The 21,547-nt window shown below is 33.4% G+C and carries 20 protein-coding genes and 1 riboswitch; of the genes, 7 read left to right on the top strand and 13 right to left on the bottom strand.

The window, feature by feature from the left end; translation table 11 throughout:
- Window positions 1–105: 105 nt before the first annotated feature.
- From NLG42_RS00560 to NLG42_RS00550, 3 genes are all read left to right on the top strand, one after another.
- On the top strand, window positions 106–1,317 hold the full coding sequence (locus NLG42_RS00560) for a hypothetical protein (RefSeq protein ID WP_257682721.1): 1,212 nt from the start codon (window positions 106–108) through the stop codon (window positions 1,315–1,317).
- A 117-nt stretch (window positions 1,318–1,434) separates the two neighbouring features.
- On the top strand, window positions 1,435–2,529 hold the full coding sequence (locus NLG42_RS00555; protein WP_089058340.1) for a porin: 1,095 nt from the start codon (window positions 1,435–1,437) through the stop codon (window positions 2,527–2,529).
- A gap of 20 nt (window positions 2,530–2,549) precedes the next feature.
- Entirely contained in the window at window positions 2,550–3,980 is a 1,431-nt protein-coding gene (locus NLG42_RS00550; RefSeq protein ID WP_089058339.1) for an anion permease, read from the top strand.
- Here the strand turns inward: NLG42_RS00550 and NLG42_RS00545 are convergent.
- Window positions 3,977–4,261: a GNAT family N-acetyltransferase gene (locus tag NLG42_RS00545; protein WP_089058402.1), complete on the bottom strand. Its 285-nt coding sequence runs from the start codon at window positions 4,259–4,261 to the stop codon at window positions 3,977–3,979. The two genes, NLG42_RS00550 and NLG42_RS00545, sit on opposite strands and share 4 nt — an antisense overlap.
- Window positions 4,262–4,573: 312 nt before the next feature.
- On the opposite strand from NLG42_RS00545, the gene NLG42_RS00540 reads away from it, so the two are divergent.
- The gene (locus NLG42_RS00540; RefSeq protein ID WP_089058338.1) at window positions 4,574–5,230 is read left to right on the top strand and encodes an alpha/beta hydrolase family protein; all 657 of its coding nucleotides are present in this window, start codon (window positions 4,574–4,576) and stop codon (window positions 5,228–5,230) included.
- 217 nt (window positions 5,231–5,447) lie between these two features.
- Here the strand turns inward: NLG42_RS00540 and NLG42_RS00535 are convergent, their stop codons facing one another.
- The gene (locus NLG42_RS00535) at window positions 5,448–5,963 is read right to left on the bottom strand and encodes a hypothetical protein (protein ID WP_089054166.1); all 516 of its coding nucleotides are present in this window, start codon (window positions 5,961–5,963) and stop codon (window positions 5,448–5,450) included.
- A 165-nt stretch (window positions 5,964–6,128) separates the two neighbouring features.
- Here NLG42_RS00535 and rpmH point away from each other — a divergent pair, with 165 nt between their 5' ends.
- Together rpmH and carB are read left to right on the top strand one after the other, a co-directional pair.
- Entirely contained in the window at window positions 6,129–6,290 is a 162-nt protein-coding gene (gene rpmH, locus NLG42_RS00530; RefSeq protein WP_008464848.1) for a 50S ribosomal protein L34, read from the top strand.
- A gap of 146 nt (window positions 6,291–6,436) precedes the next feature.
- Complete coding sequence (carB, locus tag NLG42_RS00525; protein WP_089058336.1) at window positions 6,437–9,292, top strand: carbamoyl-phosphate synthase large subunit; 2,856 nt, start codon at window positions 6,437–6,439, stop codon at window positions 9,290–9,292.
- A gap of 49 nt (window positions 9,293–9,341) precedes the next feature.
- On the opposite strand, the gene NLG42_RS00520 is transcribed toward carB, so the two are convergent.
- From NLG42_RS00520 to NLG42_RS00495, 6 genes are all read right to left on the bottom strand, one after another.
- Window positions 9,342–10,730, bottom strand: a complete 1,389-nt coding sequence (locus NLG42_RS00520; protein ID WP_257682720.1) for a S41 family peptidase — start codon at window positions 10,728–10,730, stop codon at window positions 9,342–9,344.
- A 134-nt stretch (window positions 10,731–10,864) separates the two neighbouring features.
- Window positions 10,865–11,263, bottom strand: a complete 399-nt coding sequence (gene yiaA, locus NLG42_RS00515) for an inner membrane protein YiaA (RefSeq protein ID WP_089058334.1) — start codon at window positions 11,261–11,263, stop codon at window positions 10,865–10,867.
- A gap of 164 nt (window positions 11,264–11,427) precedes the next feature.
- Window positions 11,428–11,964 (bottom strand): DUF4252 domain-containing protein, encoded by a 537-nt coding sequence (locus NLG42_RS00510; protein WP_257682719.1) that lies wholly within the window; start codon window positions 11,962–11,964, stop codon window positions 11,428–11,430.
- Window positions 11,965–12,061: 97 nt separating this feature from the next.
- Window positions 12,062–12,589: a DUF4252 domain-containing protein gene (locus NLG42_RS00505; protein ID WP_089058332.1), complete on the bottom strand. Its 528-nt coding sequence runs from the start codon at window positions 12,587–12,589 to the stop codon at window positions 12,062–12,064.
- Between the two features lie 16 nt (window positions 12,590–12,605).
- Complete coding sequence (locus NLG42_RS00500) at window positions 12,606–13,067, bottom strand: hypothetical protein (protein WP_257682718.1); 462 nt, start codon at window positions 13,065–13,067, stop codon at window positions 12,606–12,608.
- Window positions 13,054–13,563, bottom strand: coding sequence for an RNA polymerase sigma factor (locus NLG42_RS00495; protein WP_257682717.1), 510 nt, complete (start codon window positions 13,561–13,563; stop codon window positions 13,054–13,056). The genes NLG42_RS00500 and NLG42_RS00495 overlap by 14 nt, the downstream gene beginning before the upstream one ends.
- A gap of 157 nt (window positions 13,564–13,720) precedes the next feature.
- On the opposite strand from NLG42_RS00495, the gene NLG42_RS00490 reads away from it, so the two are divergent.
- Window positions 13,721–15,208: a S41 family peptidase gene (locus NLG42_RS00490; protein ID WP_257682716.1), complete on the top strand. Its 1,488-nt coding sequence runs from the start codon at window positions 13,721–13,723 to the stop codon at window positions 15,206–15,208.
- A 73-nt stretch (window positions 15,209–15,281) separates the two neighbouring features.
- Here the strand turns inward: NLG42_RS00490 and NLG42_RS00485 are convergent, their stop codons facing one another.
- From NLG42_RS00485 to cobT, 5 genes are all read right to left on the bottom strand, one after another.
- Complete coding sequence (locus tag NLG42_RS00485; RefSeq protein WP_089058329.1) at window positions 15,282–16,328, bottom strand: YncE family protein; 1,047 nt, start codon at window positions 16,326–16,328, stop codon at window positions 15,282–15,284.
- 5 nt (window positions 16,329–16,333) lie between these two features.
- Complete coding sequence (locus NLG42_RS00480; protein WP_257682715.1) at window positions 16,334–18,187, bottom strand: TonB-dependent receptor plug domain-containing protein; 1,854 nt, start codon at window positions 18,185–18,187, stop codon at window positions 16,334–16,336.
- 27 nt (window positions 18,188–18,214) lie between these two features.
- Window positions 18,215–18,419: riboswitch (cobalamin riboswitch) on the bottom strand.
- 66 nt (window positions 18,420–18,485) lie between these two features.
- Window positions 18,486–19,022 carry an alpha-ribazole phosphatase gene (gene cobC, locus NLG42_RS00475; protein WP_257682714.1) on the bottom strand — a complete coding sequence of 179 codons (537 nt, stop codon included), beginning with the start codon at window positions 19,020–19,022 and terminating at the stop codon, window positions 18,486–18,488.
- Complete coding sequence (locus NLG42_RS00470) at window positions 19,007–19,798, bottom strand: adenosylcobinamide-GDP ribazoletransferase (RefSeq protein WP_257682713.1); 792 nt, start codon at window positions 19,796–19,798, stop codon at window positions 19,007–19,009. The genes cobC and NLG42_RS00470 overlap by 16 nt, the downstream gene beginning before the upstream one ends.
- A 24-nt stretch (window positions 19,799–19,822) precedes the next feature.
- Window positions 19,823–21,502: a nicotinate-nucleotide--dimethylbenzimidazole phosphoribosyltransferase gene (gene cobT / locus NLG42_RS00465; RefSeq protein ID WP_257682712.1), complete on the bottom strand. Its 1,680-nt coding sequence runs from the start codon at window positions 21,500–21,502 to the stop codon at window positions 19,823–19,825.
- Between the last annotated feature and the right edge of the window lie 45 nt (window positions 21,503–21,547).

Here is a 21,547-nt window from a genome sequence, read left to right as displayed (position 1 = left end):
TTTAGTATTTTATAGTGTAAAATAGAAAGTTATAACATGTTGTTAAAACTTTGTCTGTTTTTTCATACCTTAGTCAAGGTAAAACTTAATTAACTAATTATTAACATGAAAAAAAGTATTCTATTTTTTGCGGTTTTAATGAGTAGTTTGTTTAATCCTTTGTTTTCTCAAACAAATGATGAACCTGTAGCTTTAGGTCTGCCTGGGGATAATCTTAATTTATATGCGGTATTAGATGTGTTTCAAAAATCAAAAACATTAGAAGATTTTGAAAAGGCATTAAACGATCCAGAAACTAAGGTTAACAATTTAGATTTAAATAATGATGGAGAAATCGATTATATTGAAATCGAAAGTCATAAAGAAGGAAATACACATGTAATTGTGCTTCAAGTAGCGGTAAATAGTAAAGAAACTCAAGATGTTGCTGTTATTGAAGTTGATAAAGACAAAAAAAACAATGTTCACGTTCAGGCAATTGGAGACGAAGATTTATACGGGAAAAATTATATAGTTGAACCTGCAGATACAGTTTCTGGAACACCCAATCCCGGTTATAAAGGAGATCAGACTGTAATTATAAATAATAATACAACAAATAATTACAATACAACAACCAGTCCAAGTTATGTAAGTACAAGTGTGAGTGCGTGGCCTGTGGTTTTGTTTTTGTTCTCTCCTGTGTATGTAGCTTACAGATCACCTTGGTATTGGGGATATTATCCTCCGTACTGGCGTCCATGGCGTCCCGTTTATTATCATGATTATTGGGGGTATCATGGACATTATTATAGCAATCGTTATTATCGAAGAACTACCGTTATAAGAAATCCTAGGTATTATAATAGTTATGCCAGCAGAAGAAATACATCAGTCGTAGTTAGAGATAATCGAGTTAACGGACGTTATAGAGGAACTTATAATGGCAGAGATTATAAAAGACCTGCACCAGTAACGCCTGCAAGACCTTCAAGACCGGGAAATAGTACAAGACCAGTAACTCGACCTACAAATCCGTCGACAAGACCTGGAGGCACAACTAGACCAGTAACACGTCCAACAAATCCGGGTACAACAAGACCGGTGACGCGACCTACAAATCCAACGACTAGACCTGGTGTGACAAATCCGGGTACAACTAGACCGGTAACTCGTCCTGCGACCCCGTCAACAAGACCGGCTGTAAGACCAACGCAGCCTGTAACTCGTCCTGCGGCACCAGTAGCAAGACCTGCAGCTCGCCCAGCGCCAAGTCCAGCACCAAATAGAAGTACAGCAGCCCCAAGGCCGGCAAATAGAAGTTCAGATAGAAGATGAGAAGGGAATAAAAAAAGTAAGCAAAGCTAACATTATACTAATTTTTTATTTAAAGTCTTTATGAATAAATCTTTACTAATAAAAATTGTTTTTATCCTTTTGATAATACCACATTTTATGAATGGTCAAACCGCAGCAACTCAAACGGCAACGGATTCTGATGATGGTGTTAAATATCCGCAGTTTCAATTTAAAGGGCTTTTTCAAGCTCGATATTTAGAAAGCTTTGGTAAAAATGTTGATGTTCTAGGAGTTCATCATTCAACAGGAGATGTAACTCAAAGTTCCTTTGATATTAAAAGGATGAGGGTTGGTCTGAATACAAAATTAAGTGAGGCAACCGAAGTTGTGATCTTAGTGAATTTAGCTGACTTCAAATCAGATACAAAAGGTAAGGTGCTTGAAAATGCTTATGCAAAATATACTTTTAGTAAATATATAGCCGTAACTGGTGGTCAATTTCGACCAGCTTTTGGTATCGAAGAATTAGTTCCTGTTGATATCATTAAATCTTTCGATTTCTCTAATCAATATTATGAGTTTGGAAAAAACGGATGGACGAGTTTTCAAATCGGAGCTTCGGCAACTGGAAATTTTGACATTGGTAAAATCCCTGTAAACTATGCTGTTTCGGTTTTAAATGGAAACGGAAAAAATCAGGAAATGGATAAAGATAACGGAAAGCAATATTCTACACGCTGGGTTTTTGGATTGTCAAAAGAACATAAAATAAATTTAGGTTTGAACGCTGGAACGGGGAAAGTTTTCAAAGAAAAAGTTTTTGCTTTTGGAGCTGATATTACCAGCGATTTTAAGTTAACAGATAAGTTTACTTTTGATTTGCAAATAGAGTACAAGCAGGGAACAAATCATAATTTATATTTTTCGTTACCCGCAGATACAAGAACTCCTGATGTTTCGGATTATCAAATGCGCGGAATTTATTTTCTTCCTAATTTAAGATACTCTGTTAATTACAAAAAATTAACATCTTTAGAGTTGTCTTGTCGTTTTGAAAGTTTTGATCCAAGTTATAAAATTAATTCAAATGTTAGGAAGACTTATACGCCAATGATTAGTTTTGAATTTGGAAAAGCTTATACAGGTCGTATCGAAATGGGATTTGAAATAGACAGATATGCTCGCAATATCCCAGACACCTCTTCTTATAATGATAATCTGTTTCTAATTCAGTTTCAATGCAGACTGTAGTCTAATTTAATCCTAATTTTATGAAAGAAGTAAAAATCCCTCAAACCTTAATTACGCTAGTAGTTGGAATTGCAATTTGGTTAATCCCTGCACCAGATGGTGTAGTAATCGAAGCATGGCATTTGTTTGCCATTTTTGTAGCAACAATTTTAGGAATTATTCTAAAAGCTGCTCCAATGGGTACAATGTGTATGATTGCCATTGCTTTAACCGCTTTTTCTCAGGTTTTGGCTCCTGGTGATGCAGGTAAATCTATTACTTTGGCTCTAAAAGGATTTGGAGATAAAGTGATTTGGTTAATCGGAATTTCATTTTTTATAGCTAGAGGATTTATAAAAACAGGTTTAGGAAACAGGATTGCTTTTTTGTTTATTAGAATATTCGGAAAAAGTTCATTGGGTCTAGCTTATGGTTTAGGTTTAGCTGATTTGGTTTTAGCCCCTGCAGTACCTAGTAATACAGCTCGAGGCGGAGGAATTATTTATCCTATTATGAAATCAATGTCAATGAGTTTTGGTTCTATGCCGGATCAACCTGAAACACACCGAAAACTAGGATCGTATCTTACTCTAAGCAGTTACAATGCAAATTTAATCGCATCGTCTATGTTTTTAACAGGGACAGCCAGTAACCCAATGTGTCAAAAATTTGCACTTAATTTAGGAATAAAAATTTCTTGGATGTCGTGGGCTGCAGCGGCAATAGTTCCTGGTTTGTGTGCTTTTTTTGTAATTCCTTTTGTCTTATATAAAATTTATCCGCCCGAACTTAAAAAAACCGGAGATGCACCGCAGATTGCTGCTCAGAAATTGAAAGAAATGGGGCCGATTACCCGTAACGAATGGATGATGTTATTAACGTTTTTTATTTTGTTGTTTCTGTGGATGACTGGTGATTTGTTTTCTATTGATGCTACAACCACAGCTTTTATTGGTTTAGTGATCTTGCTTTTAACTTCTGTTCTAACTTGGGATGATGTAAAAGCTGAAAAGGGAGCTTGGGATACAATCGTTTGGTTTTCAGTTTTAGTTATGATGGCAAGTTCGTTGAATGAACTAGGTTTTATAAACTGGTTTAGTAATGTAATAAAAGCCGAAATAGGAGGGCTAAGCTGGCAGATGGCATTTCCTATTATTGTGTTAGTATACTTTTTTAGTCATTATCTTTTTGCCAGCGCAACAGCTCATGTGGCGGCAATGTATGCGGCACTTTTAGGAGTAGGGGTTTCATTAGGAGTTCCAGGATTGCTTTTAGCTTTTATGCTGGGTTTTGTGGGATCAATTTATGGAACTTTAACGCATTATGGTCATGGGCCGGCACCTGTTTTTTTCGGGAGCGGCTACGTAGATTTAAAAAGCTGGTGGGTCAAAGGTTTAATAACCGGACTTGTGATGCTTTTTATATATATGGTAATCGGCGGTATGTGGCTTAAGCTGATAGGCGATTTTTAGATTCTAATTCCCGGAGGAAGCAATTCTTTATACTTAGGGTTTTTCTTGAAAAAAGAAACGATTTTTGGGTGGATTGGAACTACTCTGAACTTTTTTTCTGTACTCAACTCCATTATATTTTTAAGTAAGGTGTCGATTACAGGCTGATTTTCGTAGTTTTCTGGAGTGTTGATTTTGGTTAGGAAAATTTTCTTTTCCTGAAATGAATATTCAATGCTTAATAATCCTTCTGGAACTGTGGTTTCAAATTGTCTTGCAAAAGTATTGTCTTTGATTTCCATAGTAATTTCAATAGATTCCATAATTTGTCATGTTTTTTATTAGTCGTTAATATGTAATAGAGAATGGGGTGGAACAATCTCATGTAGAATTCTTTTTCAAACTTTTAAAAAATGTCGGACTACAAAGGTAATCATTTGATTTTCAATATTAGATTATTTTTTAAAATCTGTGTTTTAGTCCCGAATGATACTGTTTTTTTTGATTTTATTTTTTTACTGTTCAATTATGGTGTAAGATTTGCTGTGCATATAACTAAAAAAAGTACTTTTAACTTGAAATTATAGCCGTAATTATAATCCGTTTTCAGACAAATGAGCAAAATTCCTGTATATTTTATGCCTGGTTTAGCAGCAAGTCCTGCCATTTTTGAAAGAATCAAACTTGATGAAACTATTTTTGAAATGTGTTTACTGGAATGGGAAATTCCAAAACCAAAAGAGTCATTGTCTGATTATGCCCTTCGAATTTCTAAAAATATAAAACATGAAAATCCAGTTTTAATTGGAGTTTCCTTTGGGGGAATCTTAGTTCAAGAGATGGCAAAACATATTCAAACTAGAAAAGTAATTATTATTTCAAGTGTTAGAAGTAATGTTGAGTTTCCGAGAAGAATGAAAATTGGCAAAACAACAAAAGCCTACAAATTGATTCCGATGAAGTTAATTTTAAACATTGAGAATCTTGCAAAATACTCTTTTGGTGAAAAAGTTAATAAACGTATTAAGTTGTATGAAAAGTTTTTAGCGGTTCGTGATCTTAATTATTTACAGTGGGCAGTAGAATCGGTTATTTTATGGAATAGGAATCAAATAGATGAAAAAGTGATTCATATTCACGGAGATCAGGATGATGTTTTTCCTATAAAGTATATTAATAGCTGTATTGTTGTAAAAGGCGGAACTCATATTATGATTCTCAATAAATACAAATGGCTGAATGAGAATCTGCCTTCTATTATATTGGAGTAAATTCCATCCCGATAACTATCGGGATTAAAAATCCAAATTCTAATTCTTTTTGGATTTAACAATCTTTGTGGAGCTGCTTGTGAAGATTTCTCCCTGTGGTCGAAATGACAGACTTGATGATAATTCTATTAAACAAAAAAAAATCCCAAACTCTCCCGAGACTTCGAGATGGAATTTGGGATTTCATCCCGAAGTATCGGGATTATAATTTAGAAAATTAGATTTTCTTCATTTGTTCTTTCATCATTGAGATTTGCTCTTTCAGCATTCCTTGTTTGTCTAATTTTTTAGCTTCAGCTAATAAATTTGTCGCTTCAAGTTTTCTTCTGCGTGACATTGCAACTCCTGCAAGGTTTAATTTTGCTACAGCTAGATCCATATCCATAGACAATCCCAGTTCAATTGCTTTTTTGAAATGTTTCTCCGCTTGAATAAGATTTGTTTGAGATAACATGATTCCGTGAAGATAATTAAAATAACCTTGTTGCTTTCTTACTAATGCAGTTTCAGGGTTTTTAATATAAGACAGCCATTTTTTTGCTCCTTCAAAGTCTTGTTTTCTTAATTTAAGGAAGGCTAAAAGGATAAATTCATTTTTAAAGTAAAGAAAAATTGGAATTGCAGTAAGTAATAAAAGGAATATTCCGTTACCTATATTGCTTTCTGTAAATTGCCAGATGCCAGCTACTACAAGTAATCCAGCTAAAATAAGTTTGATAATTTTATTAAACATAATTGATGTATATTTGTGATTGCAAATATAGTAAAATGAATTAAAAATATTTTTATTAAAGTACTTGCCAGAAAAAAAAACCTTTGTATATTTGCACTCGGTTTTGGAATAAGGATATCCAAAACAGAAAAAGAGATATTAGATACCATTTAAAGATACAAAGCAATGAGCAAAAGAACATTTCAACCATCGAAAAGAAAAAGAAGAAATAAGCACGGATTTATGGACAGAATGGCTTCTGCGAATGGAAGAAAAGTTCTAGCGCGTAGAAGAGCAAAAGGAAGACATAAATTAACTGTTTCTAGCGAGCCTAGACACAAAAAATAATGTTTGTATAAACATACATAAGGCGATTACTTTTTTAGTATCGCCTTTTTTTATACCTTGTCGGTAATAAATTTGTAACATTCTAGTTTCTAAAGCACTGTGAATGTTTTTTGAATACATTATAATAACTACACAATACATACAAAATGCCTAAAGACACATCAATAAAATCAGTTTTAATAATAGGTTCAGGACCTATTGTTATTGGTCAAGCTTGCGAATTTGATTATGCGGGATCTCAATCTGCACGCTCAATTCGTGAAGAAGGAATTGAAGTTATCTTGATAAACTCAAATCCAGCGACGATTATGACCGACCCTACCATGGCCGATCATGTTTATTTGAAACCACTAACTACAAAATCGATTATTGAAATTCTAAAGGAACATCCACAAATTGACGCTGTTTTGCCAACAATGGGAGGGCAAACGGCTTTGAACTTGTGTTTGGAAGCTGAAGAAAAAGGAATTTGGCAGGATTTCGGCGTAAGATTAATCGGGGTTGATGTAAATGCAATTAACATTACCGAAGATAGAGAGCAGTTTAAACAGCTTTTAGAAAGAATTAATGTGCCAACTGCACCTGCAAAAACAGCTACTTCATATTTAGAAGGAAAAGAAATTGCTCAGGAATTTGGTTTCCCTCTTGTAATTCGCCCTTCATTTACACTTGGAGGAACTGGAGCAGCAGTTGTTTACAAAAAAGAAGATTTTGATGAGCTTTTAACAAGAGGTCTTGAAGCTTCTCCAATTCACGAAGTTTTAATTGACAAAGCTTTAATGGGATGGAAAGAATATGAGTTAGAACTTTTGAGAGATAAAAATGATAATGTTGTAATTATCTGTTCGATCGAAAATATGGATCCAATGGGAATTCATACTGGAGATTCAATTACAGTTGCACCAGCAATGACATTATCAGATACAACTTTCCAAAAATTACGTGACTACGCTATCTTAATGATGAGAAGTATCGGAAATTTTGCAGGAGGTTGTAACGTTCAATTTGCGGTTTCACCAGACGAAAAAGAAGATATCGTTGCGATTGAAATTAATCCTCGTGTATCTCGTTCATCTGCATTAGCATCAAAAGCAACAGGTTACCCAATTGCTAAAATTGCTTCTAAACTGGCTTTAGGATACAACCTTGATGAATTGCAAAACCAAATTACAAAATCAACTTCGGCTCTTTTTGAACCAACTCTTGATTATGTAATCGTAAAAATACCACGTTGGAACTTTGATAAATTTGAAGGTGCTGATAGAACTTTAGGACTTCAGATGAAATCTGTTGGTGAAGTAATGGGAATTGGACGTTCTTTCCAAGAAGCATTACACAAAGCAACTCAATCTTTAGAAATTAAAAGAAATGGTTTAGGTGCTGACGGAAAAGGATATAAAAACTACGAACAAATTATCGAGAAGCTGACTTTTGCAAGTTGGGATCGTGTTTTTGTAATTTATGATGCAATTGCAATGGGAATTCCGTTGAGCCGTATTCATGAAATCACAAAAATCGATATGTGGTTCTTAAAACAATACGAAGAACTTTATACTTTAGAGAAAGAAATTTCTAACTATAAAGTATCTAATCTTCCAAAAGAGCTTTTGCTAGAAGCGAAACAAAAAGGTTTTGCCGATAGACAAATTGCTCACATGGTAAATTGCTTAGAAAGTGAAGTGCATACTTTACGTATGGATCAAAATATTAACCGTGTGTTTAAATTGGTTGATACTTGTGCGGCTGAGTTTAAAGCAAAAACACCTTATTATTACTCTACTTTTGAGGCTGAAATCGAAAAAGCAAACGGCGAGCGTTATGTAGATAACGAAAGTGTTGTTACGGATAAAAAGAAAATCATCGTTTTAGGTTCTGGACCAAACAGAATTGGACAAGGAATTGAGTTTGATTATTCTTGTGTACACGGAGTTTTGGCAGCAAAAGAATGTGGTTACGAAACGATCATGATCAACTGTAATCCTGAAACAGTTTCGACTGACTTTGATACAGCTGATAAATTGTACTTCGAACCCGTTTTCTGGGAGCATATTTATGACATCATTCAGCATGAAAAACCAGAAGGTGTTATTGTTCAGTTAGGTGGACAAACGGCTTTAAAATTGGCTGAAAAATTATCTAAATACGGAGTAAAAATCATCGGAACTAGTTTTGATGCACTTGATTTAGCTGAAGATAGAGGACGTTTCTCAGATTTATTGAGAGAATTACACATTCCTTTCCCACAATTCGGAATTGCTGAAACAGCTGATGAAGCTTCTGCTCTTGCAGATACTTTGGACTTCCCATTATTGATTCGTCCTTCTTATGTATTAGGAGGTCAGGGAATGAAAATTGTAATCAACAAAAAAGAATTAGAAGAGCACGTAATCAACTTACTGAAAACGATTCCAGGAAATAAATTGCTTTTAGATCACTATTTGGCTGGGGCAATCGAAGCTGAAGCAGATGCAATTTGTGATGCTGACGGAAATGTTTACATCATAGGAATTATGGAGCATATCGAACCTTGCGGAGTTCACTCTGGAGATAGTAATGCTACTTTGCCTCCTTTTAACTTAGGAGAATTTGTAATGCAGCAAATAAAAGATCATACAGAAAAAATTGCGAGAGCTTTGAAAACTGTTGGTTTAATCAATATTCAGTTTGCTATAAAAGACGATACAGTTTACATCATCGAAGCAAATCCAAGAGCTTCTAGAACGGTGCCATTTATAGCAAAAGCTTATGGTGAGCCTTATGTGAACTACGCTACAAAAGTAATGTTAGGACACAGTAAAGTGACAGATTTTGATTTTAACCCGCAATTAAATGGGTTTGCAATCAAACAACCGGTTTTCTCTTTCAGTAAATTCCATAATGTAAACAAAGCATTAGGACCAGAAATGAAGTCAACTGGAGAAAGCATCTTGTTTATTGATGACTTAAAAGACGATCAATTCTACGAATTGTACTCTAGAAGAAAAATGTATTTGAGTAAATAATCTCAAATTCTAATATAAAAAAAGCTCCAATGAAAATTGGAGCTTTTTGTTATTTAGTATTCTTTGCTTTTTCATATCTCATTTTTAAACCTTCAAGATAGGGGGCTTTTTGTTCTTCTGCTAAAGCAATAGCTTTTGCAAAGTGAGTTAAAGCTAAATCTTTTTTACCGTTTATTTCAAGCATATCAGCATAATTAAGGTAGGCAATAGGTGATTTTGGAAAAATAATAATATTACTTTTTAAAATCAGTTCAGCAATTAAAGGATTTTTTTTGATGTTTTGCGAGCCAAAAAAGTTGATATCATTCTCGCTGAATAAATTTAGTGAATTTCCCGTTTTAAAAATCTCAATTATTTGTTGTTCTATGTCAGAGTCTTTGTTTTCTACTGCTGATAATTGGGCGTTTTTGTCAATAATACTTTGTAATTTTTCATATAAAAGTTTTGATTCTGAATTTTTTTTACTGCGATATTCTTGTGCTGATTCTCTTGCTAATTCTACGGCTTTATCATAAGCTTTTTCTGGAGAGGTTTTAATTTCCGGAATAACTCCAATTCCTTCCCAGTTTGTATTTGTTATCGGATTGATGCCTGTTCCTGTTGGTATAAAAATTTCTAAGTCATTATTTATTTTGAAAACTTCTCCTGGATTAGCAGCACCGCCAGAAGTTTCACCAACTAGTATTGCTCTTTTTTGAGTCTGCATGTCATAACTAAATTCCTCAGCTCCAGAAAAAGTTTTTGAACTTATAAGTATAAACAAAGGAACGTCAATCATTTTTTTTCCGTTGACCTCACGAGTGAAAATTTTGTCACTTCGATTTCCTTTTCTAAAATATAGAGTATTGATCAATAATTGATTTTTAAGAAAATAACTGCACAAATAATTTACTGTTCTAGGGTTGCCGCCGCCATTATTTCTTAAATCGATAATAACAGCATCTGTGTTTGATAAAAGATTCATATAGGAATCAATTGTCTTATCGGTTTCTGAAAGAAAAAAGCTGATGTCGAGATAACCGATATTTCCATCTATTATTTTTGTCTCTTTAAATCCATTTGCTTGTTTTCGGGTATCAGTGTAATTTTTTAAGTAAAGTTGATAATCATTACTTAATGATTCATTTTGCTTTTTAGGAACAAATGCAGGCCATATTCCTAAATGTTTGTCGTTATTTACAAACCTGATTTCTTTTGTCAAAGCAATTGCAAAAGAGTCTATGATTTCATACTTTTTGAAGGCTCCTTCTTTTAGTTTCTTTTTTAAATGTCTGCCTATTGCTTGCGCCTGATCAGGAAATACATAGTTTTCATTTAACAAGGTGTCAATTTTTATAATAGTCTCTTTTTTGAAATTATCATTGATTTTTTTCTGACCATAAATATCTGTTTTAAACAAGGTCAGAATAAGAAAGAGGTATGGAAGAATTGATTTCATGTTGATTTTGGTGTTGGTTTAGGATAGTGTGATGCTTATCAAATATACCTAAATATTCTAAAACCTTTTCTGAGCTGCATCAAAACAAAAAAGCTCCAATAAAATTGGAGCTTTTTTGTTTTGATTATTTTTTGTTATTCGCTTTTTTCGTACGACATATTGTCTCTTGTATTCTTTTGTACGGAAATGGCACCGAATAAAGCAAGTAGAAAAGCAAAAGCATAAAAACCTTTTTCGCTTGGTAAGATAGTCGCATTTACTAATCCGATGGTCAATAAAGCAATTGATAAAAGCGTTCCAAACCAGCATATACCGTAATACATATTTGTAACAGGAAGATTTTCTAGTCTATCTCTAACGCTTTTTTGTAATGAAACTACTCCGAATAGACCAAACATTAATACAGTAAAGTAATATCCTTTCTCGTTTAAAAGCATTTCAGCTCTTGCAAGCCCAACTATAAATCCAATTGTTCCAGCTCCAAGAGCTACCCACGATGCCGCTATAAAGGCAACTGATGTTTTTTGTACCATGTTTGTTTTAATTTATTAAATGTATTGGTTAAAGGCAAATGTAATTAAATTCGTATAATATATACGAAAAAGAATCTAAAGATTATTCAGTTTTATCTTCTTAATTGTTAAAAATAAAAAAGCTCCGTAATGGAGCTTTTTATTTTTAAAGTAAGATGTAGTTGTTATTTAACCAGCTGCTGTAAAGGTTTTAGCTGTTCCAAATCAATATTTGATTGTTTTAGAACGGTCATTAAAGTCATTATATTGTTTGGATTCATGTTTTTTCCTAAAACACGAACTACTGCAAAACCATTTTCTTTTCGATTAGCAAAAACAACAAACTCTTCAATGTTTTCATCCGTGCCCACATAGCTTATAGAAGCGCCGTCTTTACCAGAACCAAACGTCATCAGCTGTTGGTATTTTGGATCTTTTAAAATAGCTTTGACTTTTGCTCTTTCAGTTTCGAATTGAGCTTGGTTCTTGTCATTTGCTTTAAAAGCTAGAATGTTCATTTTGTTAAATGATTTTAGAGCTTCGTTTTGCTGAGCAGATAATTTTGCTTTGTCTAAATTTAAAATATTAGAGGAAACATCGAGAGCAATAAAATCTTTATTGTCTGTGTTTTGTACAAAATATTTTTGCAATGAAGGTTCAGAATTACAACTTACTAAAGTCAATAAAACTAAAAGGGCTGAGGTAAAAACATTGAGTTTCATCTATGTTGAATTTATTTTTTATAGGTCATGTATGTTATCACCTTTTGATTGTTAAATGTTCGTTTGCACAAACTTTTTACTACTGGTGATTTTGCAATTATTTTTTGCTTTTAGAGGCTTTTTTTAAGTCAGAACCGCCTGGAAGCTGCATTTTGTCTGTAAGTACTGAAATCTCGTTTAAGTCAAAATTCCCAGTTAGAGAAAGTAAGACAGTTTCGTCATTTTTTGCACCGTCAACAAACATTAGCAGCTCTTTAATTTGTGTATCGCTGGCACCTGATTTTACCATTATGCGTACATTTTTACCGCTGTCATTTACTCTCATTAGTTCTTCTAAACCAGCTGTTTTAATATATTTATCAGCAGAAGCTTTCATATCAGCTTCGATTTTTGGATTTTTTGTTGTAAACACTTTCAAATAATCTAATTTTTTAATCAGATTAATGTATTGTTGTGTTTGTTTGTCAGTTGGGTCAGCTTTTACTTTGCTCATTAAATCGAACATTTTTTTGTTTACGATTACTGAAGTGACATCGTCCTGACCATCAAATTTGTCAAAAGCGCCTTGAGCATAAAATACATTTGTTACAAAGGCGAATACTAGTGTTATGATAAGATTTTTCATTTTTGATTGAATTTAATTACTGTTTAAAGATTTTGTTTTTTGATTGCTCGTATTCATTAATGTATTGTACACTTTCGATACCTACATTAACATTGTTTGATAATAGTGCCAAAGCTTTTTGAGTCGCTTTCAGCGCTTCTTCCGGATTATCATAGGTTCCTAATTCTGATTGTGCTGCAACCACTGGAGCTGCATTTTTTTCACTTACCAAAAAATAAGCTCCAATTCCGAGTAAAACAACAGCCGAAGCAGCAATCGATAACCACGCCACATTTCGTTTTTTAGTTTGTAGTGGAATTTCCTGCGTCGATTTTTGCTGTTTTACTTGAGAGAAATAACCAAAAAGCGGTTTGTATTGCTCCAAATGCTGCGCAACATTTGATGATGAAAAATATTCTTTTAATTGATTTTCTTCGGCAATAGTTGTTTCTCCCTCGAAGTATTTTTCTAATATATATTCTATTTTATCTGATTCCATAACTGTGTGTGTTAATCATTGCTTCTCTAATTTTTTTTCTTGCTCTTGAAAGTGCTACTCGAATCGCTGTTTCATTCATATTGACAATTTTTGCAATTTCATCAAATTCATATTGCTCGACATCTCGCAATTGAAGTAATATTTGCAATTGTTCAGGGAGTTGGTTTACTATTTTTTCAACCCACTCTAAACTGTCTGAATCTTCCAGTTTTTTATCCAATTGCGGCTCACGATCGGTAAAATTATTATGAACAATTTTTAGATTTCCGGCTCTTTTTGATTTTAACTGATCAAGACAATAATTTTTAGTCATTGTCATTGCCAATGCTTCAACATTATTATAAGCACTTAAATCGTCTTTTTTATTCCATAATTTAACCATTACCTCCTGAGCAGCATCTTCTGCTTCTTCGGTGCTGGTAAGCAATCGTTTTGCCAGACGAAAAACTTTGTCTTTAAAAGGATTTACTAATTCTATAAACACATTCTGGTTCATAAATTAAAGGTTATTCGTTAGCTTATATAGTCAAGACGAGACACGATTATTTTTGTTACAAAGACTTTGTATTTTTTTTATAAAAAAAGAATACTACTTAAAACTAAAGATAGTATTTTTACGTTAGTATTTTATAATGATGCCGAAACCAAATTTTATGAAAACAATTCTAAGATCAGCACTTCTCTTGTGTATGCTTGCATTTTCTTTGCAATCTTGTGAAGATCAGGACGATGTTATGTCTCCGTCTCATTTACAAGTTAATGATTTTGTATGGAGAGGATTGAATGAAGTTTATTTGTGGCAGGCTGATGTGCCAAATTTAGCCGATGATCGTTTTGCGACAAAAGCGGACTTAGAAAATTATTTAGCGGGTTATTCAAGACCGGAAGATTTATTTCAGGATTTGTTGAATAAACCAATAAGCAAATACCCAAATGGTAATGCAATTGATCGTTTTAGCTGGATTGTTGATGATTATACAGTTTTAGAACAGGAGCTTAACGGAATTTCAAAAAATAATGGTTTAGATTTTAAACTTACTAGAATTGCTCAGGGATCTAATGATTTAGTGGGCTATGTTCGTTATGTTATTCCTAATTCTAATGCATCGACTAAAGATATTAAAAGAGGAGATTTGTTTACGAGTATAAACGGAACTAAACTTACGATTTCAAATTATCAATCTTTATTAAGTAATGATAATTATACGTTAGATCTAGCTGATTTTAGCGGATCGGCATTTGTATTGAATGGAAAAACGGTTTCCTTGTCTAAAACAACTTTAGAAGAAAATCCTATTCTTATTAATAAAGTGATTGAATCTGGAGAACACAAGATAGGATATTTAATGTATAATGGATTTTATGCAGGATATGATGCCAAGTTAAACCAGGCTTTTGGCGACTTAAAAGGAATTACGGATCTGGTTTTAGATTTAAGATATAACGGCGGAGGTTCTGTAAGATCTTCTACACGTTTAGCCAGCATGATTACCGGACAGTTTGAAGGGAAAATATTTTCGAAAAGACAATATAATTTTAAGTTGATGGCCGGTATGACAGCCGATGATTTAGAGCTATTGAATGAAAGATTTGTAAAAAGTATTGATGGTGCAGCAATAAATAGTTTAAACTTAGCGAGAGTATTTATTATCACCACAGCAAATACAGCATCTGCAAGCGAATTGGTTATAAACGGACTAAAACCATATATTGAAGTTGTTCAGGTAGGCGAAATTACTACAGGTAAAAATGTGGGTTCGTTTACGGTTTATGATTCTCCAACTTTAACAAAGACAAAGGTGAATCCAAATCATAGATATGCTATGCAGCCGTTGGTTTTTAAAATTGCTAATGCCGCTGATTTTGGAGATTATACACAAGGATTATCACCAACCTTTCCTTTAAATGAAAAGGTTGTTATAAAGGATGAGCCAGGTACTCATTTGGGGATATTAGGAGATAAAACGGAGCCGTTGTTAAATCTAGTGATTTCAAAAATAACAGGAGCAACAGCTAAGAAGATCCAAACCGACGACAGTTTCGATTTACCTGAAATCAGCAATTCTAAAAAAATAAATGGACTTCGAAATGAAATGTATTTAGAGAATGTTCCAAAAGAATTTATGAGGACTTTAAAATAGAAGTAAAAAAAATAGGCTTTCAGAGATGAAAGCCTATTTTTTTTCCAAAAACTAATAACAAATTCTAAAAGAATTAATCATTAAAATAGAAACCATTTGGTGCAATACCAACTGTTAATTCTTTTAGTAAAGTTCCAGTCAAGTTATAGATGTATGCTTTACTGTCTACTTTGTAGTTACCGCTGTCTGCCAAGTAAACTTTTCCGTCTTTAACTGCAAAACCGTATAAGTTAGCAACTGAAGGAGCATTGAAAATTGGAGTTGAAGAAACTGCAGTTGCAGAAGTGTTTATAACAAAAACAGAATTTTTTACTGTATAATAAATTTTGTCATCAGAAATATCTAAATATCCAGCTTTTTCTAAACTTGCAGGGAATGGAAGTTTAGAAACAGATTTGTCTGCTAATTTTACTTTTACAATTTCGCTGCTTGCTCCACCCCAAGGTGCTCTTAATATGTATAGAATACCATTTTCCTCTTCAATTGAATCAGCGCTCGTTCCAATTGTTATTGGAGCTTCTACAGTTTTAGTTGCAATATTAACAATCAAAAGTTTATCGCTCGCATCTGGTTCAGTAATGTACAATTTACCATTTTCAAGAATAAGTCTGTTTGCAGTAGCATTCAATTCGATTTTTGATTCTACCTTGTTTGTCGCTAAATCAATTACAGCAACGTAATCATCAGTATCGCCAGTGGCAGCATTAATGTACGAGTAAGTATTTGCATTAGTAACGTAAGCTTTTCCGTCTTTTACAACACCATATCTTGGATTAGCAAGTCCGCTGTCGATTTTAGCGATTAATTTAAAAGTATATCTGTTTACTACATTTATAACATTTGAACCACCAGCAATGATGTAAGCTCTGTCTCCGTTAAAGAAAATGTTTTGAGCGTATTTTCCAAGTAAATCTGATCCATTTGCTGCAGTGTAAGCATCTTTTGTAAAAAGACTAAAATTATCACTAGAAAAAGAAACCGTCCCTTGTCCTGTACTTCCTTCATTTAAAATGAAAAATCCGTTGTCGTATTCTCCTTTTGGCTGGTCATCATCGTCATTAGAACAAGACACAAATAAGGAAACACCAAGTGCTATTAAAAGTAATTTACTAAGTTTCATAATTATTAAAATTTTAAAGTTAAATACATGTTGAAATTTCGACCCGGCATAGGTCTGTCCTCAAGACTTTCATAATTTTCGTTGAAAATATTCAATACCTGAATGCCAAGTTTGAAGGAGTCAAGAAATTTAAAATCATAATCGATTCCAATATTGGATAAGGTATAATCTTTTATGATTTCGTCTGGATTGTTATCTGCTCTAGTGTAAACAAATCCGTTATATAAAAATTGATAATAAGCAGAGATTCTATTTCTAGAATAAGAAACGGAACCTGTCACTTTATTAAAAGGAACAAAGAAAAGCTGTTTTTTAGTTTCTTCGTCTTTAGAAGCAGTGTAAGCATAAGAAGCATTTGCACCAAAGATATTTTTGCCATACTGTTTTTTCCAACTCAACAAAGTTTCGGCACCATAACTATTAACCTTATCTCTATTTTGAGGTGTCCAAATACCATTTGAACCCGGAACCCATTGCAGCAAATCTTTAATTTTGATGTAATAAAAAGTCTGTGTCAACGAAATGTTTTTAAAAGTAAAAACGTTTCCAATTTCTGCCTGATAAGAGCTTTCTGGCTTTAAATCAGGATTCCCGCCTTGTTCCCAGTATAAATCATTGAAAGTTGGGATTCTGAAGTTTCGAGATAAATTCAGTTTTAAATTGTACAATTTGTTAAACTGATAAGAAGATCCAAGATTGAATAAAACAGGAGATTTGTAATTGTCTGTAAATTCTTTTCGAATACCAAATTCATTCTTCCAGTCAGTCGAAAAATCTTGTTTTATAAGTAAAGCAGCCGAACCAATTTCTCTAGTGTTATCTCCAAAACCGCTTCCGTAACCTTTTGTTCTGTTATAATCTACGATTCCGTTTATCTGAGTCGACTTAAACAAAGTGTAACCCAAATCAGCTTTAGAAATAAAACTCTCCGTTTTTCCGTATGTATATTGATTTTTTGAATTATCAGCATAATACTGATAGTTTTCAAAAATATATGCCGTTTTGAAATTCGCAGTAAGTTTTCCAAAATTACCATCGTATTCTAATAAGTTTCTGTTGAAACCATTAACATACTTACTTTTAGTTTCTGTTTCAGTAATTAAAGAAGTATTTCTATCTGTGTTTGAAGTCTGAGTGTATAATTTTAAGCTGTTTTTGGCATTAATTTTATATCCCACATTAGCATTCATTGTAATAACGTCGTATTGTCCGTTTTGGTTCCAGCGTTGTTCACCTCTCCAAGTATATCGATTTAAATACTTATAATCGTTTGTTGAGCTGTTTTTCGAAAAACCAATTTGAGCGCTCCATTTTTCGTTAGAAATATTGGTTTTATAATTGATTCCAATCGTGTTGAAACTGCCGTAGTCTAATCTTAAATTATTCTCAAAACGCTTATAAAAACTCATGTCATTATTTAAATGCACAGTTCCTCCAATTGCACCGCTGCCATAAATAACACTTCCGCCGCCTGCTTTTACACTGACAGAATTATAATCAGAACCTGAAATTGTGTTGAAATCAGTGCTTCCGTTCATTTGAGAATTAATGTTAATTCCGTTCCAGATTACTGCAGTCTGCGAAGAAGTAGTTCCTCGAAAAGAAACCGTAGAAAGCATTCCGCGGCCATATTCTTTAAAGTAAAGAGTTGAATTAAAATTTAACAAATCAGTAAGTAAAGCTTCATTTTTACTTATAATGGAATCATTAAGTTTTAAAACGGATTGAGAATTGGAGTATTTTTTAAGATTAGCATCAGAAACCAGAACTTCTTTCAGGTTATTAATAGAATCTTTTTGCGCCAAAATACTCTGGCACAACAATAAGAAAAGACAAGCAAAGCGTATTTTTAAAGTCATAATTTCTACACTCTTTTTCCCGAGAGCTCGATATTTGTTACAAAGGCAGGTCTCCTGGCTTGCGTCTTGTTGTTTACCTTCCCATTCGCCGTGGCGAACAGTGGTTTTGTAGTTTACAACAAGCATTCTTTTCAGAACAAAGCTTACAGTTGCGGGTACAGCTCAAGAATTTTTACTTGATTCCCTTTTAATGTGTTAATAATAAAACACAACCTTAATTTGCTGCAAATATAAAGTTAAAAATAATGATAATTCAAATTTGTTTTGCTTTTCAGATTAAAATGCAAACAAAAGGACTTTATAATTCGATTTTTATAACCTGTCCAAAGTCTACTTTGTTTTGAAAAGCATCCTTTAACGGCAGTGAAGTCTGGTGACATAAAATACTTCTGATTACACCGGCATGTGCTGTAATAACGATTGGAGATTTTATTTTTTTTGAGATAAGTGCTGTTATAAAGTCTGCAACTCTTTCGTGTAATACAGCAAACGATTCTCCATTTTGAACTTTAATATTTACAAAATCTTTCATCCATGGATTTAATTGTTCTGGTGGAATTTCATTCCAGTTTTTCAATTCCCAATCGCCAAAATTCATTTCCATTAAACGCTCGTCTTCTTGATATGAAATTGCTTTGGTTTTTGCTTGAATGTATTTTGCTAAAGTAACACAGCGTTTTAACGGACTTGTAAAAATGAGAGCTTCTGAAGGTAGTTGTGAAACAATGTTTTCGAATATCATTTCAAAAGGAGCAGCAATATCAACATCAGATTGCCCGTAACAGATTCCTTTCTCACAGACCGTTTCAGTATGACGAACTAAATAAATTTCCATATCAAAAGAAAGCTTAAGTAATAAACAACTTCACAAACTTGCTGTGTTGCGCCAAGACAGTCTCCTGTATAGCCGTCGATCCATTTTTGGAAATATCTAGCGAGAAAATAACGCATAATAAAAACAGGAATTAAAGCTAAAAGAAATTTAGAATTGAAATAGGAGAGTGCCAGCAAAGGAATCAATCCGAAGAAAAAAGATCCGAAAATTTCTTTCCAGCTATGCTTTTTAGCAATCGGTTTACTTTTGCTTGAAGCATCGTCTCGAGAATATTCATGCGTGAAAATAATACTAATTGCGGCTAAACGACTTATAGAATGAGCGGAAATAAATAATAAAAAAACTAATAAATAAGAATTACTGTTTGTAAAAAGTGAAATTGATTCTGTCAGCAATTTAAATTTTGCTAAAAAAAGTAAAACTAATCCAATTGCTCCATAAGCTCCAATTGCGCTGTCTTTCATAATCATGAGGATTTTTTCTTTAGTCCATCCTCCGCCAAATCCATCGCAGACATCAGCAAATCCATCTTCGTGAAAAGCTCCAGTTGTTAATACAGAAGTTATGATGGCAAAAATAACTGCCGTTTCTGTTGATAGGAAAAGAGAAAAAATATAGAAAAAAGCAAATGAAATTGTTCCTACAATCCAACCGATAAATGGAAAATATCGCGTTGCTTTATTTAAGTAATCTGGATCATGATTGATGTTTTTTGGACAAGGAATTCTAGTGTAGAACATCAAACAGGTGAAGAAGATGTGTAGTTCTTTTTTCATTTAAAATAAATTTTTATTTGGAGTTTACTTGCGGCTGACTCCTGCACTTTCAAAACTAGCCATTTCATTTAAAAATGCTTCCGCCGATTTTAAAATCGGAAAAGCGACTGCGCAGCCGGTTCCTTCGCCCAAGCGCAAATCTAGATTTAAAACAGGTTTTGCATTTAGGTAATCTAGTAATTTTATATGTGCTTTTTCGGCAGAGCAATGGCAGAAAACAGCATTATGTTTGATGTCAGGATTTATTTTTGAAGCAATTAAAAAAGCCGTACTGCAAATAAAGCCATCAACTAGAATGAGCATTTTGTTTTCATAAGCTGCGAGCATTCCGCCGGCAATTTGTAAAATTTCAAAACCGCCAAAATATGCCAGTTGCTGTTTTAAATCGGCTTGACCAGAATAATTCTGAATGGCACTTTTGAGCAAATTTTGTTTTTGAATTAGCTTTTCGTCTTCAACACCAGTTCCCTTTCCAACACACTCTTCAATTGGTAAATTAGTTAAAAGGCTCATTAATACAGATGCTGTCGAAGTATTCCCAATTCCCATTTCACCAAAACCAATACAGTTTGAACCTGTTTTGGCGATCGCATCAACAACCGATTTTCCTTTTTCAAGGCACAATTGCACTTCGGTTTCACTCATTGCTGGAACATGAAGAAAAGATTGAGTTCCTTTTGCAATTTTAGCATTTATCAATTTTGCATTCGTTGGGAAATCATAGTTTACACCTGAATCTACGATAGATAAATCAATATTATTCTGACTGCAGAAAACATTGATTGCGGCTCCGCCTTCCAGAAAATTAGTAACCATTTGGCGGGTAACATCTTGCGGGTAAGCACTAACGCCATGATTTGCAATGCCGTGATCAGCGGCAAAAACTACTATATTTGGATTTATTATTTTTGGATTTAAGGTTTCAAAAACGGTTGCCATTTGAAAAGCTAAGGTTTCTAAAGTTCCTAAAGCGCCTATAGGTTTTGTTTTTGAATCTATTTTATCTTGAAGGAGTGCGCTGAAATCTGTTTTGATCTCAGTGCTATTTTGTTGTTTTAAATCTAAATCAAGAAAATTTGATTTCTGTATTTTGTCGATTTCAGTACAAAATGGAGCTTCAGATTTTTGTTTCCAATGTAATTGCTGTAACATTGGCTGATTATTATAATTTGTTGCGGGTTTTCCAATACAGAAATACCCAAGCGGTTCGATATTATCTGGTAAGTCAAGAATTTTTTTAAATTGATAATAATTGATAATCGAAACCCAGCCCATTCCATAGCCTTGTTCAGTAAGCGAAAGCCAAATGTTTTGAGCTGCACAAACTGAGCTGAATTTTACCGCTTCGTTACTTCCAATTGTTCCAATCGTAAACTGATTAAGAACAGAACGATCGTAAGCAATAATAAGTCCTAGAGGAGCCTCTTCAATTGCTTCTAATTTTAAGGATCTGTAAAGTTCTTTTTGCTCGGGATTATCAGTTAGTTCTTCGGCTTTTTTATTATAATCTAAAAAAAGCTCTTTTACTGCGGTTTTAACTTCTTTAGATTTTATGATATAATATCTTGTCGCGTCGGTCAGCCCAACAGAAGGTGCCCAATGTCCAGCTTGCAAAGCTTTCTGAATTACTTCATCGGGAACTTCGTCTGTTGTAAAATGCCTTGTATCACGGCGTGATTTTAAAATATCATCTAAATAGCTCATTTTTTAATTCCAGTTTTTAAAGTCCAAATTCCATTGCGACTGAAA

It is taken from the genome of Flavobacterium plurextorum (genome assembly GCF_024638035.1).
In the GTDB taxonomy this organism is placed as follows: Bacteria; Bacteroidota; Bacteroidia; order Flavobacteriales; family Flavobacteriaceae; genus Flavobacterium; species Flavobacterium plurextorum.
Note: the sequence above shows the minus strand (reverse complement) of the source record. Positions and strands in the feature narration are given on the sequence as shown.

What these genes read in the sequence shown, in the direction of transcription:
- NLG42_RS00495 (WP_257682717.1), bottom strand. Translation starts at nt 13,563, where the DNA reads ATGAACCAGAATGTGTTTATAGAATTAGTAAATCCTTTTAAAGACAAA.
- carB (WP_089058336.1), top strand. Translation starts at nt 6,437, where the DNA reads ATGCCTAAAGACACATCAATAAAATCAGTTTTAATAATAGGTTCAGGA.
- NLG42_RS00510 (WP_257682719.1), bottom strand. Translation starts at nt 11,964, where the DNA reads ATGAAACTCAATGTTTTTACCTCAGCCCTTTTAGTTTTATTGACTTTA.
- NLG42_RS00555 (WP_089058340.1), top strand. Translation starts at nt 1,435, where the DNA reads ATGAATGGTCAAACCGCAGCAACTCAAACGGCAACGGATTCTGATGAT.
- NLG42_RS00550 (WP_089058339.1), top strand. Translation starts at nt 2,550, where the DNA reads ATGAAAGAAGTAAAAATCCCTCAAACCTTAATTACGCTAGTAGTTGGA.
- cobC (WP_257682714.1), bottom strand. Translation starts at nt 19,022, where the DNA reads ATGGAAATTTATTTAGTTCGTCATACTGAAACGGTCTGTGAGAAAGGA.
- NLG42_RS00560 (WP_257682721.1), top strand. Translation starts at nt 106, where the DNA reads ATGAAAAAAAGTATTCTATTTTTTGCGGTTTTAATGAGTAGTTTGTTT.
- NLG42_RS00540 (WP_089058338.1), top strand. Translation starts at nt 4,574, where the DNA reads ATGAGCAAAATTCCTGTATATTTTATGCCTGGTTTAGCAGCAAGTCCT.
- NLG42_RS00520 (WP_257682720.1), bottom strand. Translation starts at nt 10,730, where the DNA reads ATGAAATCAATTCTTCCATACCTCTTTCTTATTCTGACCTTGTTTAAA.
- NLG42_RS00500 (WP_257682718.1), bottom strand. Translation starts at nt 13,067, where the DNA reads ATGGAATCAGATAAAATAGAATATATATTAGAAAAATACTTCGAGGGA.
- NLG42_RS00490 (WP_257682716.1), top strand. Translation starts at nt 13,721, where the DNA reads ATGAAAACAATTCTAAGATCAGCACTTCTCTTGTGTATGCTTGCATTT.
- NLG42_RS00480 (WP_257682715.1), bottom strand. Translation starts at nt 18,187, where the DNA reads ATGACTTTAAAAATACGCTTTGCTTGTCTTTTCTTATTGTTGTGCCAG.
- NLG42_RS00505 (WP_089058332.1), bottom strand. Translation starts at nt 12,589, where the DNA reads ATGAAAAATCTTATCATAACACTAGTATTCGCCTTTGTAACAAATGTA.
- cobT (WP_257682712.1), bottom strand. Translation starts at nt 21,502, where the DNA reads ATGAGCTATTTAGATGATATTTTAAAATCACGCCGTGATACAAGGCAT.
- NLG42_RS00470 (WP_257682713.1), bottom strand. Translation starts at nt 19,798, where the DNA reads ATGAAAAAAGAACTACACATCTTCTTCACCTGTTTGATGTTCTACACT.
- rpmH (WP_008464848.1), top strand. Translation starts at nt 6,129, where the DNA reads ATGAGCAAAAGAACATTTCAACCATCGAAAAGAAAAAGAAGAAATAAG.
- NLG42_RS00545 (WP_089058402.1), bottom strand. Translation starts at nt 4,261, where the DNA reads ATGGAAATCAAAGACAATACTTTTGCAAGACAATTTGAAACCACAGTT.
- NLG42_RS00485 (WP_089058329.1), bottom strand. Translation starts at nt 16,328, where the DNA reads ATGAAACTTAGTAAATTACTTTTAATAGCACTTGGTGTTTCCTTATTT.
- yiaA (WP_089058334.1), bottom strand. Translation starts at nt 11,263, where the DNA reads ATGGTACAAAAAACATCAGTTGCCTTTATAGCGGCATCGTGGGTAGCT.
- NLG42_RS00535 (WP_089054166.1), bottom strand. Translation starts at nt 5,963, where the DNA reads ATGTTTAATAAAATTATCAAACTTATTTTAGCTGGATTACTTGTAGTA.